This window comes from Idiomarina abyssalis (assembly GCF_900116625.1).
GTDB lineage: Bacteria > Pseudomonadota > Gammaproteobacteria > Enterobacterales > Alteromonadaceae > Idiomarina > Idiomarina abyssalis.
This window is the reverse complement of sequence record NZ_FPBE01000002.1, coordinates 87460-102044: the sequence shown is the minus strand read 5'-3', so window position 1 is coordinate 102044 and position 14585 is coordinate 87460. Positions and strand designations below refer to the sequence as shown.

At 48.2% G+C, this 14585-nt stretch carries 18 protein-coding genes; 12 read left to right on the top strand and 6 right to left on the bottom strand.

Annotated features, from left to right (window positions below):
- The first annotated feature begins 39 nt into the window (after nucleotides 1–39).
- Nucleotides 40–618 (top strand): hypothetical protein, encoded by a 579-nt coding sequence (locus BM359_RS06045; RefSeq protein WP_054490914.1) that lies wholly within the window; start codon nucleotides 40–42, stop codon nucleotides 616–618.
- A gap of 322 nt (nucleotides 619–940) precedes the next feature.
- A complete protein-coding gene (locus BM359_RS06040) occupies nucleotides 941–1660 on the top strand; it encodes an ATP-binding protein (RefSeq protein WP_268766553.1) in 720 nt (239 codons plus the stop codon).
- Nucleotides 1661–1674: 14 nt separating this feature from the next.
- On the opposite strand, the gene ltaE is transcribed toward BM359_RS06040, so the two are convergent.
- The gene (ltaE, locus tag BM359_RS06035) at nucleotides 1675–2697 is read right to left on the bottom strand and encodes a low-specificity L-threonine aldolase (protein WP_054490912.1); all 1023 of its coding nucleotides are present in this window, start codon (nucleotides 2695–2697) and stop codon (nucleotides 1675–1677) included.
- Nucleotides 2698–2825: 128 nt separating this feature from the next.
- Here ltaE and BM359_RS06030 point away from each other — a divergent pair, with 128 nt between their 5' ends.
- From BM359_RS06030 to BM359_RS06015, 4 genes are all read left to right on the top strand, one after another.
- On the top strand, nucleotides 2826–3791 hold the full coding sequence (locus tag BM359_RS06030) for a PLP-dependent cysteine synthase family protein (RefSeq protein ID WP_054490910.1): 966 nt from the start codon (nucleotides 2826–2828) through the stop codon (nucleotides 3789–3791).
- A gap of 29 nt (nucleotides 3792–3820) precedes the next feature.
- Nucleotides 3821–4993, top strand: coding sequence for a cystathionine gamma-synthase (locus tag BM359_RS06025; RefSeq protein ID WP_054490908.1), 1173 nt, complete (start codon nucleotides 3821–3823; stop codon nucleotides 4991–4993).
- A 199-nt stretch (nucleotides 4994–5192) separates the two neighbouring features.
- Nucleotides 5193–5423: a hypothetical protein gene (locus tag BM359_RS06020; RefSeq protein ID WP_054490906.1), complete on the top strand. Its 231-nt coding sequence runs from the start codon at nucleotides 5193–5195 to the stop codon at nucleotides 5421–5423.
- Between the two features lie 33 nt (nucleotides 5424–5456).
- Nucleotides 5457–5888 (top strand): VOC family protein, encoded by a 432-nt coding sequence (locus tag BM359_RS06015; RefSeq protein ID WP_054490904.1) that lies wholly within the window; start codon nucleotides 5457–5459, stop codon nucleotides 5886–5888.
- 18 nt (nucleotides 5889–5906) lie between these two features.
- Here BM359_RS06015 and BM359_RS06010 read toward each other — a convergent pair whose 3' ends face one another.
- Complete coding sequence (locus BM359_RS06010; protein ID WP_054490902.1) at nucleotides 5907–6866, bottom strand: threonine ammonia-lyase; 960 nt, start codon at nucleotides 6864–6866, stop codon at nucleotides 5907–5909.
- A gap of 62 nt (nucleotides 6867–6928) precedes the next feature.
- Between BM359_RS06010 and BM359_RS06005 the strand changes: the two genes are divergently transcribed.
- Nucleotides 6929–7537 (top strand): YjaG family protein, encoded by a 609-nt coding sequence (locus BM359_RS06005; RefSeq protein WP_054490901.1) that lies wholly within the window; start codon nucleotides 6929–6931, stop codon nucleotides 7535–7537.
- Here BM359_RS06005 and BM359_RS06000 read toward each other — a convergent pair.
- Together BM359_RS06000 and rsmD are read right to left on the bottom strand one after the other, a co-directional pair.
- Nucleotides 7485–7787 carry a hypothetical protein gene (locus BM359_RS06000; protein WP_054490899.1) on the bottom strand — a complete coding sequence of 101 codons (303 nt, stop codon included), beginning with the start codon at nucleotides 7785–7787 and terminating at the stop codon, nucleotides 7485–7487. The two genes, BM359_RS06005 and BM359_RS06000, sit on opposite strands and share 53 nt — an antisense overlap.
- The gene (rsmD, locus tag BM359_RS05995) at nucleotides 7784–8365 is read right to left on the bottom strand and encodes a 16S rRNA (guanine(966)-N(2))-methyltransferase RsmD (protein ID WP_054490897.1); all 582 of its coding nucleotides are present in this window, start codon (nucleotides 8363–8365) and stop codon (nucleotides 7784–7786) included. The genes BM359_RS06000 and rsmD overlap by 4 nt, the downstream gene beginning before the upstream one ends.
- A gap of 103 nt (nucleotides 8366–8468) precedes the next feature.
- Here rsmD and ftsY point away from each other — a divergent pair, with 103 nt between their 5' ends.
- The 5 genes from ftsY to BM359_RS05970 all read left to right on the top strand — a co-directional run bounded on the left by ftsY (nucleotide 8469) and on the right by BM359_RS05970 (nucleotide 12730).
- Nucleotides 8469–9800: a signal recognition particle-docking protein FtsY gene (ftsY, locus tag BM359_RS05990; RefSeq protein WP_054490895.1), complete on the top strand. Its 1332-nt coding sequence runs from the start codon at nucleotides 8469–8471 to the stop codon at nucleotides 9798–9800.
- 2 nt (nucleotides 9801–9802) lie between these two features.
- A complete protein-coding gene (gene ftsE / locus BM359_RS05985; protein WP_054490892.1) occupies nucleotides 9803–10480 on the top strand; it encodes a cell division ATP-binding protein FtsE in 678 nt (225 codons plus the stop codon).
- Nucleotides 10477–11466, top strand: a complete 990-nt coding sequence (ftsX, locus tag BM359_RS05980) for a permease-like cell division protein FtsX (RefSeq protein ID WP_054490890.1) — start codon at nucleotides 10477–10479, stop codon at nucleotides 11464–11466. Before ftsE ends, ftsX begins: the two co-directional genes overlap by 4 nt.
- A gap of 145 nt (nucleotides 11467–11611) precedes the next feature.
- Nucleotides 11612–12472: an RNA polymerase sigma factor RpoH gene (gene rpoH, locus BM359_RS05975; protein ID WP_054490888.1), complete on the top strand. Its 861-nt coding sequence runs from the start codon at nucleotides 11612–11614 to the stop codon at nucleotides 12470–12472.
- Entirely contained in the window at nucleotides 12473–12730 is a 258-nt protein-coding gene (locus tag BM359_RS05970) for a YkgJ family cysteine cluster protein (protein ID WP_074930797.1), read from the top strand.
- Here BM359_RS05970 and BM359_RS05965 read toward each other — a convergent pair.
- Nucleotides 12687–13442, bottom strand: a complete 756-nt coding sequence (locus BM359_RS05965; protein ID WP_054490885.1) for a divergent polysaccharide deacetylase family protein — start codon at nucleotides 13440–13442, stop codon at nucleotides 12687–12689. The genes BM359_RS05970 and BM359_RS05965 overlap by 44 nt on opposite strands.
- On the bottom strand, nucleotides 13442–14584 hold the full coding sequence (locus tag BM359_RS05960; RefSeq protein WP_054490883.1) for a murein hydrolase activator EnvC family protein: 1143 nt from the start codon (nucleotides 14582–14584) through the stop codon (nucleotides 13442–13444). Before BM359_RS05960 ends, BM359_RS05965 begins: the two co-directional genes overlap by 1 nt.
- Between the last annotated feature and the right edge of the window lies 1 nt (nucleotide 14585).

Sequence of the window (14585 nt, the reverse complement as noted above, 5' to 3'; positions counted from 1 at the left end):
GCGGTCCCATTTAACGTGTAACCTAGTTTAGGAGGAACGATGCAGCTAGCGTTAGGTTATTATAAAGGCATTGTTGCTGATGAAGTGGTTGGCAACGCGCAAATGCAATTAGCAAATAACGGCATTCACCTTCACCTTCACGACCGCACGAATAGGCCAGAAGCGTGCGTGACCGAATTAATGAGTCAAATATATGTGCTTATGGCTCCTTCGCTAGTGCAATCCATAGCGACAGGTATGCTAGCCAACGTGGCGTATGATGCACTTAAACACAGCATCTTCATGTTCAGTAGCAGCATTCCTGGAAAAACTATCTTACAAATTGATGCGGTAGGCGAAAAGGCGACTATCCCTGCAGATTTTGGTATTCGTTTCAGTGCTGGCCGTGGCAGTTTTGATTTGAGAGTACCTTCATCTGCAAGTGAGGCGATTCAAAACAAATGCATCGAGGAGGCCTTTAAAATTATAAAAGATAATGGTCCTGGTAAACAGGATTCAGTAGAGGATATTTTAAACTTAAGAAATTATATAGGTAATTTTGATAGTAAAACAGGGCAATGGGCATTAACAGATAGGGCGGAGTTCATTAAACAACTGAAAGACAGCGGTGAAATTTGAAAATCTTCTGTGCGGGCAGTAATTGCTGGGACACCTTGTTATCACGGACAGTTTAAAATCGCGCTATGAGGTAGCGTTTAAACTATTTAGACATAGCATTAGTTAAAGTGTGCTTAGTACCGTCCCCTGGAGTAACTGTTTAACCAAAACGTCGGTAGTTGCTTAGTAAATACGATTTAGATTTTATCTGAGGTAGGTACAGCTTTATGGATAGATGTATTTATTATGCGAATATTCACTTTGGTAGTTTCTATTATGCGAAATAACGGGTAGTTTATTTTGCAAATTATTATCGTAACTAAGTGATTTCACTTATTTATGGTTGAATTTAATTTGCGAACTGACAGGAACAGGTAATTCTGTTCGCCCCGGAGAGATATCATTAGCAAATAATGCTTTGCTTTTTCTTGATGAATTTTCTGAGTTCAGCCGGCATGTACTGGATTGCTTACGAGAGCCACTCGAAAGTGGTGAAATAACGATTAGTCGAGCGGGCTACAACGTCAAATTCCCGGCTAATTTTCAGCTGGTCTGCGCTTTGAACCCATCGCCCTGTGGTCAGTTTGATGGCTCACTGGCTAATTGTCGTTCCACCCCGGACCAAATCTTAAAATACTTAAGCAAGCTGTCCGGACCGTTGCTTGATCGCATCGATATCCAGGTGATGGTGCCCCGAGAAACAGAATCTATGAGTTTAAACGGCGCTACTAAGCAGAACAACCAACCCATGACCACATCACAAGCAAAAAACTTAGTCGAAAAAGCCCGGCTGCGCCAAATTAGGCGACAGGGCTGCCTGAACAGCGAGATAAAACCCAAAGCGTTGAAGCAAATATGTGAGCTGTCAGAGAAAACGGAAGCGTTTTTAGCAACCGCCTCAGAAAAAATGAAGTTGTCCCATCGGGCCTATCACCGAACCCTTCGTTTAGCCCGAACCATCGCTGACTTAGCCGATAGCGAAGTCATAGAACAGCAACATCTGGCCGAAGCCCTCAACTACCGAGCACTCGACCGGCTCATAGACCAAGTGCAGAGTCTGTAGCGCCGTAGGCAACCTCAGCGCCCGTCGTTCAGCCACCGCTTAAACAGTTCAATAAAGTGCTCCAGCTGTTCACGGCTAACATCCAAATGGCAGACAAGGCGCAGCTTCTGGCCGCCGGGCAGCTTTATATCATGTTGCGCCATAAGCGCGCGTAAGCCGTCTGCATTCAAAGACTCAGGTAAATCAACAAAGGTCATATTAGTGCCGGAATAGCGAACTTTAGCCTCGGTGCCTGCCAGCAAATTAGAAAGCTGCTCGAAAAGCCACTCTGCATTGTCGTGGTCGTCCTGAATGCGCTCAAACTGATGCGTTAATGCGTAATCAATGGCTACGGCAACAAACCCTGCCTGGCGCATACCGCCACCGACCATTTTGCGCCAACGACGTGCGCGGGCAATCAGTTCTTTTGAGCCGGCCAGCAGTGAACCAATAGGCGCGCCCAGACCTTTTGAGCAACACAGAGACACACTGTCGAAAGGCGCAGCCAGTTCTGCCATGCTGCGACCGCTGGCAATGGCTGCATTAGGTAAACGCGCGCCGTCTAAATGCATCGACAAACCATTCTGGTCCGCCAGAATGCGGGCTTTATCAAAATAAGCCTGGTCAATCAGTTGCCCGCCGTGGGTATTTTCAAAAGCCAGCAACCGGGTAATAGGAAAGTGCGGATCGTTAGGTTTTATCCGTTGTTTAATGGTTTCGAGTGACAAGGTTCCGTCGGCTTCTACCTCAATGGTTTGTGGCACTATGCTGCCTAAAACTGCAGCACCGCCAGCTTCGTACCGGTAAGTGTGATATTCCTGACCCACAATGTACTCTTCGCCATTACGGCAGTGGCTCATTAACCCCAGTAAGTTACTTTGGGTACCTGAGCTGCACAGCAAAGCGTCTTCTTTACCCAGCAACTCTGCTACTCGCTTTTCCAGTGCGTTAATTGACGGGTCTTCACCATAAACATCATCACCGACTTTGGCATCGGCAATTGCGGCGCGCATTGCGGTGCTTGGAAGGGTTACGGTATCACTGCGTAAATCCAGCATAACAGCCTCATTTTGGGGTTAGTTATAACAACTATCATCCGGTTCTAAGCGCAAGGTTGTTTAGCGAGCTCAGTCAAGGGATAATGACCCGATATTGAACCAGACACTCGACAACAAAGCGAGCCCATATGAAAGTTTTTAATAATGTAATAGAAATGGTCGGTAACACGCCAATGGTGAAAGTCACCAATATGGATACCGGCCCGTGTGAGCTGTATTTGAAACTCGAACTGCAGAATCCTGGCGGCTCCATTAAAGACCGTATTGCGGTAGAGATGGTTGAGCAAGCAGAAAAGCAAGGCAAGCTGAAGCCGGGCGACACCATTATTGAAGCAACGGCTGGTAATACGGGGTTGGGTCTGGCGTTAGTAGCGGCTGGCAAAGGCTATCCGTTGAAAATTGTTATGCCGGACAAAATGAGCCAGGAAAAAGTGAACAATCTGCGCGCTATGGGTGCTGAAGTGGTACAGACTCGCTCAGATGTGCAAAAAGGCCACCCTGAGTATTATCAGGACATGGCAGCACGTATGGCTGAAGAAAACGGTTACTACTATGTAAACCAATTTGAAAATCCGGCAAATGTCGATGCACATTACAAAACGACCGGCCCGGAAATCTGGAAACAAATGGACGGTAAACTGGATGCGTTTGTCTGTGGTGTTGGTTCAGGTGGTACCTTGACCGGTGTTGGGCGTTATTTACGCGAGCAAAACAGCGGAGTGGACCTGGTGCTTGCAGACCCGGCAGGCTCAATTTTAGAGCCTTTGGTTAACCGTAACGAAGAAGTGGAAGCGGGTAGCTGGCTTGCCGAAGGTATTGGGGAGGACTTTATCCCAACTATTTGTGATCTGAAATTGGCTAATACGGCGTTTGCTATCTCTGATAAAGAAGGTATGCAAACCGCGCGTAAGGTACTGGAAAAAGAAGGTGTGATGGTCGGTTCATCCAGTGGCTATTTAATTGCCGCGGCGCTGCGCTATTGCCAACAACAAACCGAACCAAAGCGCGTTGTGACTTTAGCTTGTGATACAGGTAATCGTTATCTGTCCAAGCTGTTCAACGACGACTGGATGCGTTCTCAAAACTTGCTGTAACCCTTGTTGTAAATTAAGGAACCTGAATCATGGCAAATGAAAAAACAATGAAATTCGCGACGCGCGCCATTCATGGCGGGCAGTCTCCTGAGCCGGTAACAGGCGCGGTTATGCCGCCAATTTTCACCAGCTCAACCTACGCACAGGAAAGCCCGGGCCAGCACAAAGGTTTTGAATATTCGCGTTCACATAACCCAACGCGTTTTGCCTGGGAGCGTTCTGTTGCCTCTTTGGAAGGCGGTAAGCAAGGTTTGGCTTTTGCTTCGGGTATGGCGGCAACCTCAACCATTCTGGAGTTATTAGACAGCGGCGATCACATCGTTGCTATGGACGACTTATACGGCGGCAGCTTCCGCTTATTCGATAAGGTACGCGGACGTTCTGCTGGCCTGAAATTCTCTTATGTCGATTTAGCTGACTTAAGCGCAGTGGAAGCCAGCATTCAGGACAACACCCGCATGATCTGGGTGGAAACACCAAGCAACCCGATGCTGAAGTTGGTTGATATTGAAGCCATCGTTAAACTGGCGAAGAAAAAGAACCCGGACATTATTGTGGTGGTGGACAACACCTTCGCTACGCCATTTAACCAGCGTCCGCTGGAAATGGGCGCAGACATGGTTATGCATTCGGCCACCAAATACTTAAACGGTCATTCAGACATGGTTGGCGGTATTGCCGTTGTTGGCGACAATGACGACCTGGTTGAGCGCATGCTGTTCTTACAGAACTCAGCGGGTGCTATTGCAGGTCCGTTTGACTCATACCTGGCGCTGCGCGGCGTGAAAACGCTGGCATTGCGTATGCGTCATCACAACGAAGCGGCAATGGAATTAGCCAAATGGCTTGAACAACATCCGAAAGTGGAAAAAGTGATTTATCCGGGGCTTGAAAGCCACCCGCAGCACGAGTTGGCTAAAAAGCAGATGCAGGGCTTTGGCGGCATGATTTCTATTCTGCTGAAAGGTGATTTAGAAGCGGCGCGTAAATTCCTGGAGTCGGTAGAAGTGTTCGCCTTGGCGGAAAGCTTAGGTGGCGTTGAGTCTCTCATTGAGCACCCGGCTATTATGACGCACGCTTCGGTACCGAAAGAAAACCGCGAGAAGTTAGGCATTTTAGACAACTTTGTACGCGTGTCGGTTGGTATTGAAGATCTGGATGATCTGAAAGCCGATTTAGACAAGGCGCTAAACGCATTTTAATCGCCACCAACGATTAAAAGCATAACGCTTAATATAAAAAACCGGCCTTTTGGTCGGTTTTTTGTTTTTAAATTCAAAGATTTATACAAAGTTTTACACTTTCGTCATAATTCAGTAGTCTTTACCTATCAGTAAAAACTGATCGAAAACAAAAATAAAAACGCAAAAGCGTTGCATAAATAACGAGAAGGAAAGACTTATGCTATTGAGCCTCATGGTACTCCAAGGACTCGTAGCCGCTCTATTGTTTTACACTTTAGTGGGCCAGCATCAGAAAAAGCCACTGTGGAATTTGTTGGCGGTTTTAACCGCGGGTTTTATTCCTCCGGTAAACTGGGCGCTTTTAGTGTTCGCTATTGGTGTCAGAATGTGGCGCCGTTCGCCGCAAACCAGCTCACCACAAAATATTGCGGCAAAACTCAGTCATTAATTTAGTCATTAAGAGTGAAGGCAAATTAGCAGTATGTCAGATACAACCAACGTACGACCCTTTCATTTAGCCATTCCTGTCAGCTCTCTCGATAATGCACGGTCGTTTTACGGTGATGTGCTAGGGCTGTCACAGGGACGCAGCAGTGACGAATGGATAGACTGGAACTTCTTTGGTCACCAGTTTGTGACTCACGTTGCACCCAATGTTGCTGGTGTAAAGAATCACAGTGGCGTTGATGGGCACTCCGTTCCCGTTCCGCACTTTGGCGTTGTCTTATTGCGTGATGACTGGGAAGCACTGGCTGAACGTGTGAAAGCCGCGAATATTGAGTTTGTTATAGAGCCCTATATTCGGTTTAAAGGCAAACCGGGTGAGCAGGGCACCATGTTCTTCTACGATTACTGCGGTAACGCGCTGGAATTCAAAACCTTTAATGACGACAGCGATATTTTTGCGACCTAAGTTTTGAAATCTCCTCGACTACTGGCGCAGCTTTGCCTCTTCCGGCTGCGCTGCAACGTTACCACCACTTAGCACCAAGCCAACTCGTTTGCCTTCAAACAGCGCTTTATTTTGTATAACGGCAGCTAAAGCAATAGCCGACGACGGTTCCACAATAATTTTCAGATGATGCCAAATAAGCTGCATGGCGTTTAGAGTGTCTTCATCCCTCAAGACTAAGATATCGCTGATACGCTGCTGAATAATGGCAAAAGGCAATTCACCTATTTGAGTCAGTAGGCCATCGCACAGGCTTTTTGCAGGTAATGCTGACTGTCGCTCTCCGGCTTTCAATGACAAGAAAGCGTCATTTGCTAATTCCGGCTCCGCTCCGAGCACTTGTATTTCGGTACCGTCACAGGCAAGACAGGCGCCTGAAAGCAGACCTCCGCCGCCCAGTGGCGTTATTACCGCATCCAGTGCATCCGTTTGCTCCAGTAATTCAAGTGTTGCTGTGCCCTGACCGGCAATAATGTCGGCATGATCATAAGGCGGTATAAAGTGACTTTCGCCTTCTTTTTGCCACTTTGCAACAATGGCTTCACGAGCCTCCATACCCGGTTCAATATCAGTAATTTCAGCACCACCGGCTTCAATATTTTGCCGTTTTATTGCGGGAGCATTAGTGGGTACGCCGACTTTTACTTTTACACCCAAAGCTTTACCTGCATGAGCTAATGCCGCACCATGGTTGCCCGAAGACACCGTAATAACCCCTTGCTGGCGCTGCTCCGGGCTAAGTTTAAGTAGCGCGTTAGTGGCACCACGGAACTTAAAAGCCCCGGTACGTTGCAAATTTTCACATTTGAAAAATAATTCGCAGCCCAATTGCTGATTTAAAGCAGGGTTAGTCAGCACAGGCGTCTTGACGGTGTAGCTATTGATTCTCTGACGGGCTTGCACAACATCGGCATGGCAGGGGAGCGATAACTTCGGCATAATACGGACCCTTAACGAATAAAACGACACAGTGATAAGCATACACTGTCTGGAGCCGGAACGTGAGTCAACTCGATACCTTTCAGCGCATACGCGAACTGCCGCGTGAACAGCAAATTGTTATGGCGTTATATTTGTGCGAACGCATGGTTCCTAATTACGACTTCTTTCATCAGTTAACCGGCTTTGGTGACAGCAAACCCTTGCATGGCACCTTAAATGCCTGCTGGGATTGGGTGGCCAACCCGAAGAAAACCAAAGTGAATTATGCCCGCTGGCAGGAAAAAGTCGACGAGCAAACCCCGAGTGAATACGGACACGACATGTTAGGTGTGTACCCGGCAATGGATGCCTGCACAGCGTTGAGTACGTTGTTGCAGGGGCTGCTGGACGATAACGGATCTAACTTTCTGGATGTGGCAAAAATATCACAAGCGAGTGTGGCGAAGTTTATCGAACTCAATGACGCCGAAGAAGTGGGAACCGAGCAATTAAAAGAACACGTTCAGAACCATGAATTAATGGAATACGAAGTTGCTATTCAGCAGGCTATGCTCAACTTTCTTGAACAACAGCCTGCGGTAAACAAGGCTTTGGTAAGCCAGTTAAAAATGATGCTCAAGGACGAGGGGGTGTCGAACCTTGGTCTGGCTTTGGACGCTGAAGAATAGACAGCCAGGCGAAAATGCCAAAGGCCAGAATTTGCCAGCTGTCGCCTTTGCGCCAGGGAAAGACCTCTTTCATGGTGGCAACAAAAATACCAAGCAGCAGCAGGTGAGTAATAACCATAACGGCTAATAACAAGCTCAGCAAACCAATGGACTGGGTGCTGAGTTCGCCGTTTGCCCCTGCAAGCAGAGCAAAAAGACCCAGCCAAATAACGGCAAAAACCACTTTGCCTGCAACAATAATAACTTTCATTCTATGTCCTTAGTCAGTAAGCGAAAGCAAACTTGCCCGTGAGTTTTCTCCTTGGTCACACGCCAGTTTGCGGGTAATTTCAATGGCCATTCCTTTTCTGTTTCCAGATACACCTGATTGTCGGAGGCCAGCCATTTACCTTCATCCAGCAGTTTCAGCGTTTTATCGGCCAGTCCTTCACGAAACGGCGGATCGATAAAAACGATGTCGTATGCTTCAGCGGATTGAGTTTGCAGCCAGTCGAGCGCGTTATGAGTAATAACATCAATGTTTTCGCTGCTTAACAAGGTGACATTATTCTGTAACTGCTGGCTGACGGACTTTACCGCTTCTATCAAAGTAACCTGAGCCGCTCCGCGCGATGCCGCTTCGAAACCTAAGCTGCCACTGCCGGCAAATAAGTCCAGCACCCGTGCGTCGGTGATGTCCCACTGCAGCCAGTTAAACAGAGTTTCGCGTACTCGGTCTGTGGTGGGTCGTAAACCGGGGCTGTCGGCAACAGGTAAACGCCTGCCGCGCCATTGTCCGCCAATAATCCGATAGTCGCCGCTGGCGCTTGTCTGGCGTTTTTGTCTCACTCTGTGGCTTCCTTCATTCAGACCGTCGTCAGTTTGTTAACAGCATGGTAAACTAAAGCCTATAGTTTAACGATTCCTGCGTGTCAGTTCCAAGGAAACCAATATGTCGATGTTTTCGCTGTTTAAGAAAAAGCGTAATGAAAAGGCACCTGAGGCCGAAGAGAAAAAAGAAGATGCGGTAGTAGAAGAGCAGGAGCAGTCAGAGCCTGAATCAGAGTCTGAGGCTGAGCCTGAATCTAAGCCTCACGACGAGCGGGAACCAGAAATAACCGAGACACGCGAAGAGTTGCCCAGTGCGGCGGAAGACTGCGCGCAAGTTACCGCTGAATCACACGCGTCGAAATACGCACCAGAAGCGAGGGAAGCCGCTCAGCCTGAGTCGGTTACCGAACCTGAGCCCGCAGTTGAACCAGAGCCAGAGTCAGAAACTAAACCAGAAGCTAAACCTGAACCAACCGAAGTCGCGCCGAAAGAGAAGGGTGAGAAGAAAGGTTTCTGGGCACGCCTGACTCAGGGTTTACGCAGAACTTCCGGGTCTATCGGTTCAGGTCTTATTGGCGTATTCCGCGGTAAGAAAATTGACGATGACCTGTTCGAAGAGCTCGAAACTCAGTTACTCATGGCGGACCTCGGCGTCGCGACCACCACCAAAATTATCGATAACCTGACTAAACAGGCCGACCGCAAACAACTAAAAGATGCGGAAGCTTTGTACGAGTTATTACAAGAGCAGTTAGCTGAAATTTTAAAGCCCGTCGATAAACGTCTGGAAATACCGGAGTCCGACTCACCTTTTGTTATTTTAATGACCGGCGTAAACGGCGTGGGTAAAACCACCACTATTGGTAAGCTGGCTAAGCAATTTAAAGCTGAAGGTAAGTCGGTAATGCTGGCGGCCGGTGATACCTTCCGTGCGGCGGCGGTAGAACAGTTGCAGGTGTGGGGCGAGCGTAATGACATTCCGGTTATTGCTCAACATACCGGTGCTGATAGTGCGTCGGTTCTTTATGATGCGCTGCAGGCCGCCAAGGCACGCGATGTTGATGTGCTTATTGCGGATACAGCCGGGCGCCTGCAGAATAAAGCCAACTTAATGGAAGAGCTGAAAAAGCTGGTTCGGGTCATGAAAAAACTTGACCCGCAAGCGCCCCACGAAGTGATGCTGACGCTTGATGCCGGTACCGGTCAGAATGCTATTAGTCAGGCGAAGCTTTTTACCGAGGCCGTAGGTGTTTCGGGTATTGTGATGACCAAGCTCGACGGTACCGCAAAAGGTGGGGTGATTTTCGCGGTCGCAGACCAATTCGCTATTCCTATTCGCTATATTGGGGTGGGTGAAAGTTTAGAAGATTTACGGCCTTTTGTGGCAAAAGACTTTATCGCGGCGCTATTTGACCGTAACGTAGACGAATCAGAAGAAACAACAGCGAGTTAAAGATGATCCGCTTTGAGCAAGTCAGTAAAACCTACCGTGGAGGCCATCAGGCACTGAGCCATGTCGACTTTCACGTAGAACCGGGTGAGATGGCCTTTTTAACCGGTCATTCCGGAGCGGGTAAAAGTACGCTGCTCAAACTGATCAGTTTAATGGAAAGGCCAACCGCAGGCCGGGTACTGATTAACGGGCACGATTTGCGAAAAATTAAGCCTTCGCAAGTGCCTTATGTGCGTCGTGACATTGGTATGATTTTCCAGGATCACCGTTTGTTAATGGATAAAACGGTGTTCGATAACGTTGCGTTGCCGTTGATTATCGAAGGCTACAGTGTTCAGGAAGCGCGCAAACGTGTTGTTGCCGCGCTGGAAAAAGTCGGTATAGCCGACAAGGTGAAGCATTATCCACAGATGTTGTCCGGCGGTGAGCAGCAACGAGTAGGTATTGCCCGCGCTATTGTCACCAAGCCACCCTTGCTATTGGCTGATGAGCCCACCGGTAACCTTGATCCTAAGCTGTCGATGGAGATTATCCGGCTGTTTGAAGAGTTCAATAAAGTGGGTGTTGCTGTTCTCATAGCGACCCACGACCTGGGCCTCATTGCACGCTTACGCTACCGTACTTTAACCCTAAAAGACGGGCGTATGATTAACGATGGCCTGGAGGACAGTGAACTATGAGTTTATTGTTCCGTAACCGCAGTATAGAAAAGGGCGCAAGTAGCCGCGGGCGTTTACCTTGGTGGCGACGTTTAATCATGGTGCCGGTGCATCATGCTCAGCAAGCCATCGCCAGTTTAGGCGAACTGTGGCGCAATCCGTTTGCTTCGTTTATGACCATGGCGGTGCTGGGGCTTAGTCTGACTTTGCCGTCATCACTGTATGTTTTAGTTAAAAATACCAGCACGATTGCTGATAACTGGCAGGAAGCCTCCGAAGTCACGCTGTTTTTAAGAAAAGATTTAGAGCAATCAGAAATCGACACACTAAAAACGCAAACGGAACTGTCTGAGGGTGTTGAGTCGGTGCGTCTTATTCCGAAAGAGCAGGGGCTGGAAGAGTTTAAAGAGCAGTCGGGCTTTGGCGAAACACTGGATTATCTGTCGTCGAACCCGTTACCAGATGTATTGGTGGTGATCCCGGCTGAGTCGCATCGCTCGCCGCAGCGGGCGGAGGCGTTGCTCAACCGGCTGGAAAAACAGCGCGAAGTCGCTTACGCGAAAATGGATTTGGAATGGCTTAATCGACTACAGGGAATTCTCAATTTGATTGAAGATATTCTCGGTGCGTTAGCCGTGGTTCTTTGTTTGTCGGTTGTTCTTATTGTCGGTAACACCATTCGGCTGAACATTTTGTCTAAGCGTGACGAAATTATGGTGATGAAGCTGGTAGGAGCTACTAACGCCTTTATTCAACGCCCTTTTTTATACACTGGCGTTTGGTACGGAATTATCGGCGGGTTGGTGGCCTGGTTGGCAACCGCCTTATTGATCTGGTGGGTTGAAAGTGCCGTAGTAGATTTAACCGAACTTTACGAAACGCCGTTTCAATTAAACGGTCTGACGTTAGGCGAATTATTGATTATATGGTTGATTGCTGTTGGCCTGGGTTTAGCTGGTTCTTATTTGGCTGTAAGACGTCATATACAGAGTATTGAGCCTGAATAAAATAGGGTTGCGAAAGCCATAGGCTTAGTTATACTAAATCACCTGATCGACAACGATCATAATGGAACTTTTAGACTCTAAAAGGGTCTTAGAAGCTGACTGAAAGGCAGTAATTTAAGTCGGTATTTTAAGTAGAGGTTGTTAAATGAGCACTGAATTAAACACCATGGCATTATCGGTTCCCCAAGGGGGAGGACTGGACGGGTATATTCAGTCAGTCAACCGTATTCCTATGCTCACCGCCGAAAAAGAAAAGGCGTTGGCAACAAGACTTTATGAGAACAGTGACCTCGATGCTGCGAAAGAGCTCATCATGTCGCATCTCCGCTTTGTGGTACACGTAGCCCGTAGTTATTCAGGTTATGGTCTGCCGCAAGCCGATTTAATTCAGGAAGGCAATATTGGCCTGATGAAAGCCGTTAAACGCTTTGATCCATCTGTGGGCGTGCGTTTGGTGTCATTTGCTGTTCACTGGATTAAAGCAGAAATTCATGAATACGTGCTGCGTAACTGGCGCGTTGTAAAAGTGGCAACCACAAAAGCACAGCGTAAGTTGTTCTTTAACCTGCGTAAAATGAAAAAACGTTTAGGTTGGTTTAGCCAGAAAGAAGTTGAAACTGTTGCCGATGAGCTGGGTGTCAGCACGAAAGAAGTGTTGGAAATGGAATCCCGCATGAGTGCTCACGACCAGGCCTTTGAGCTAAGCTCCGACGACGATGACTCGAAAGAGGGTAGTGCCTACTCTCCAGCGATGTATCTGGAAGACAAGCGTTCCGATTTAGCGGCAGAAATTGAAGCCGAAGACTACGAAAGTCATACACAGCAGAAACTACTGGGTGCTATGAGTCACCTGGATGAACGTAGTCAGGATATCGTTCAGTCGCGTTGGCTGTCTGAAGATAAAACCACGCTGCATGACTTAGCAGCAAAATACGAAGTATCGGCAGAGCGCGTTCGTCAGCTTGAACAGAACGCGATGAAGAAACTTCGTCTCGCAATGAGCTAAATGAAGTGCCGCATTGGTTGCGGTGCTTGCTGCATAGCTCCTTCTATTAGTTCTCCCATCCCCGGCATGCCAAATGGCAAGCCGGCGGGTGTGCGCTGTGTCCAACTCGACGATGATAATTTATGCCGGCTGTTTGGTAAGCCCGAACGTCCGGCCGTGTGTGGAGAGTTTTCAGCGGATAGAGAGATTTGCGGTGAAAGCCGCGAGCAGGCAATTATTTTGCTGACGTCACTGGAAGAAGATACCCGTTCTGGTTAGTCGCCTGAGTTAGCTCAGAAACGAACACCAACTCAATTCCCTGCTTTTGCAATTCAGGTAAATGCTGCTTAAGAAAACTCAACGTCTCGGGGTAGGGGTGACCAATGCCAATGGCCTGACCGTCTCGCTTGGCTAAACGAAGCAACTGGTCAAACTGCTGTTGCAGATAATTTTGGTCAACTTCGTTATCAAGAAAGACATGGCGGCGAGAGGTCCTGACTCCAAACTGTCCGGCAATTTGTTCAGCCACACTAAATTCCGACGTCCGACTATCAATAAAAAAGAGTTTGCGGGCTGCTAATGTTTCCATAACCGCTTGCATAGGCATGGGGAGCTGAGTCAGTTTACTGCCCATATGGTTATTCACTCCGGTCACGTAAGGAATCGAGTCGAGAGCGTTAACCAGCTGCAGCTTTATTTGCGCGTTGCTCATGTTGGCGGTGACCACACCCGGACCGGGCCGGTCGTTTTCTATTGCTTCCATTGGCATGTGTAAAAGCACTTGCTTTTGCTGGTGGTGTGCACGTAATGCAAAAGCCCGGGCGTAGGGGGTGTATGGCAGCACGGCGAAACTGACATTGCCCGGTAAAAGCGCCGCTTTTAAGTCATTCTTGTGATTACCTATGTCGTCAATAACAATAGCTATCTTGCCGGCAGAAACCGGAGCTGCCAGGCAAGTAAGTAAAGCCAGAGTCGCAATAAGGCGTAGCATCAGCGTATCCAGTTACTTGGGTTTTGCGGACGCCCCTGGTGGCGTATTTCGAAGTATAAAGTAGGGCTGTTACGCGAGCCGGACTGCCCCATAAGTGCAATTTCCTCGTCTTTGCGAACTTTGTCACCAACGGCTTTCGTTAATGTCTGGTTGTGACCATAAAGGCTCATGTAACTTTGCCCATGATCAACCACAATGACTAAACCAAATCCGCGTAGCCAGTCTGCGTATACCACCCGGCCATTAGCAATTGAGCGAACGGGCTGTCCGTTACTGCCTTCTATTAGAACGCCTTTCCAGTCAACCGGACCTTCTCGGCGTTGACCGAACAACCGCTTTACATCGCCGTCACTTGGCCAGCGTAATTGGTTTTTGACTGACTGTAAGCCAACCAGTTGCACGTCTTTTTGTTGGGCCAGAGCGTTTTCTATGGCGCTCAATACCTGCTCCAACTGATCCCGGCTTTGTTCCAGTTGTCCCACGCGTGAACGGTCTTTACGTTGTTGCTGTTGCAGCTCCGCTAACTTTTCTTCCTGACGATGTTGTTGTTGCTCAAGCTGAGAACGCTGTTCTTCCTGTTGCTGCCGTAAAGCGGCTAATTGGTTTTGCTGCTGTTTTAACTCTTCGGTAAGTGCAACAATTTCCTGTTGGGTACTCTTAATTACCTTAATTTCTTCAACTCTTGCGGTGTTGAAGTACTGGTAATAACTCAGCATTCTTTCGAATTGACCGGGATCCTGCTGGTTTAACAGCATTTTTAGGAAGTCATGGTCGCCGTTCATATAGGCGGAAACAAGCTGGTCTTCCAATAACGCCATCTGTTGCTTCTGCTTTTGCTGCAGTTCTTTGCGCTTACGCTCTGATTCTTCAATTTCAGCATTGACGCTATCGAGTTTGGTTTGGGTTTTACGCAGTGAGCCGGCAACTTCCGCTGTTCTTATTTCCAGGTCGCGGAGCTGTTGCTCGGTTGAGCTTAGTTCCGAATTACGTTCTTCTATGGCTTGCAGGCGCTCTGCCAGTTCTTCTTTGACAGCAGCTATTTCGGCCTCCGTAGAGGCTTTGTCGTCTTCACTGTAGTCCTGAGCTACTGCCGGGTTGACCAATAAGCCCAGAACAATCAGCAAGAACACCGGTAGCGGCATG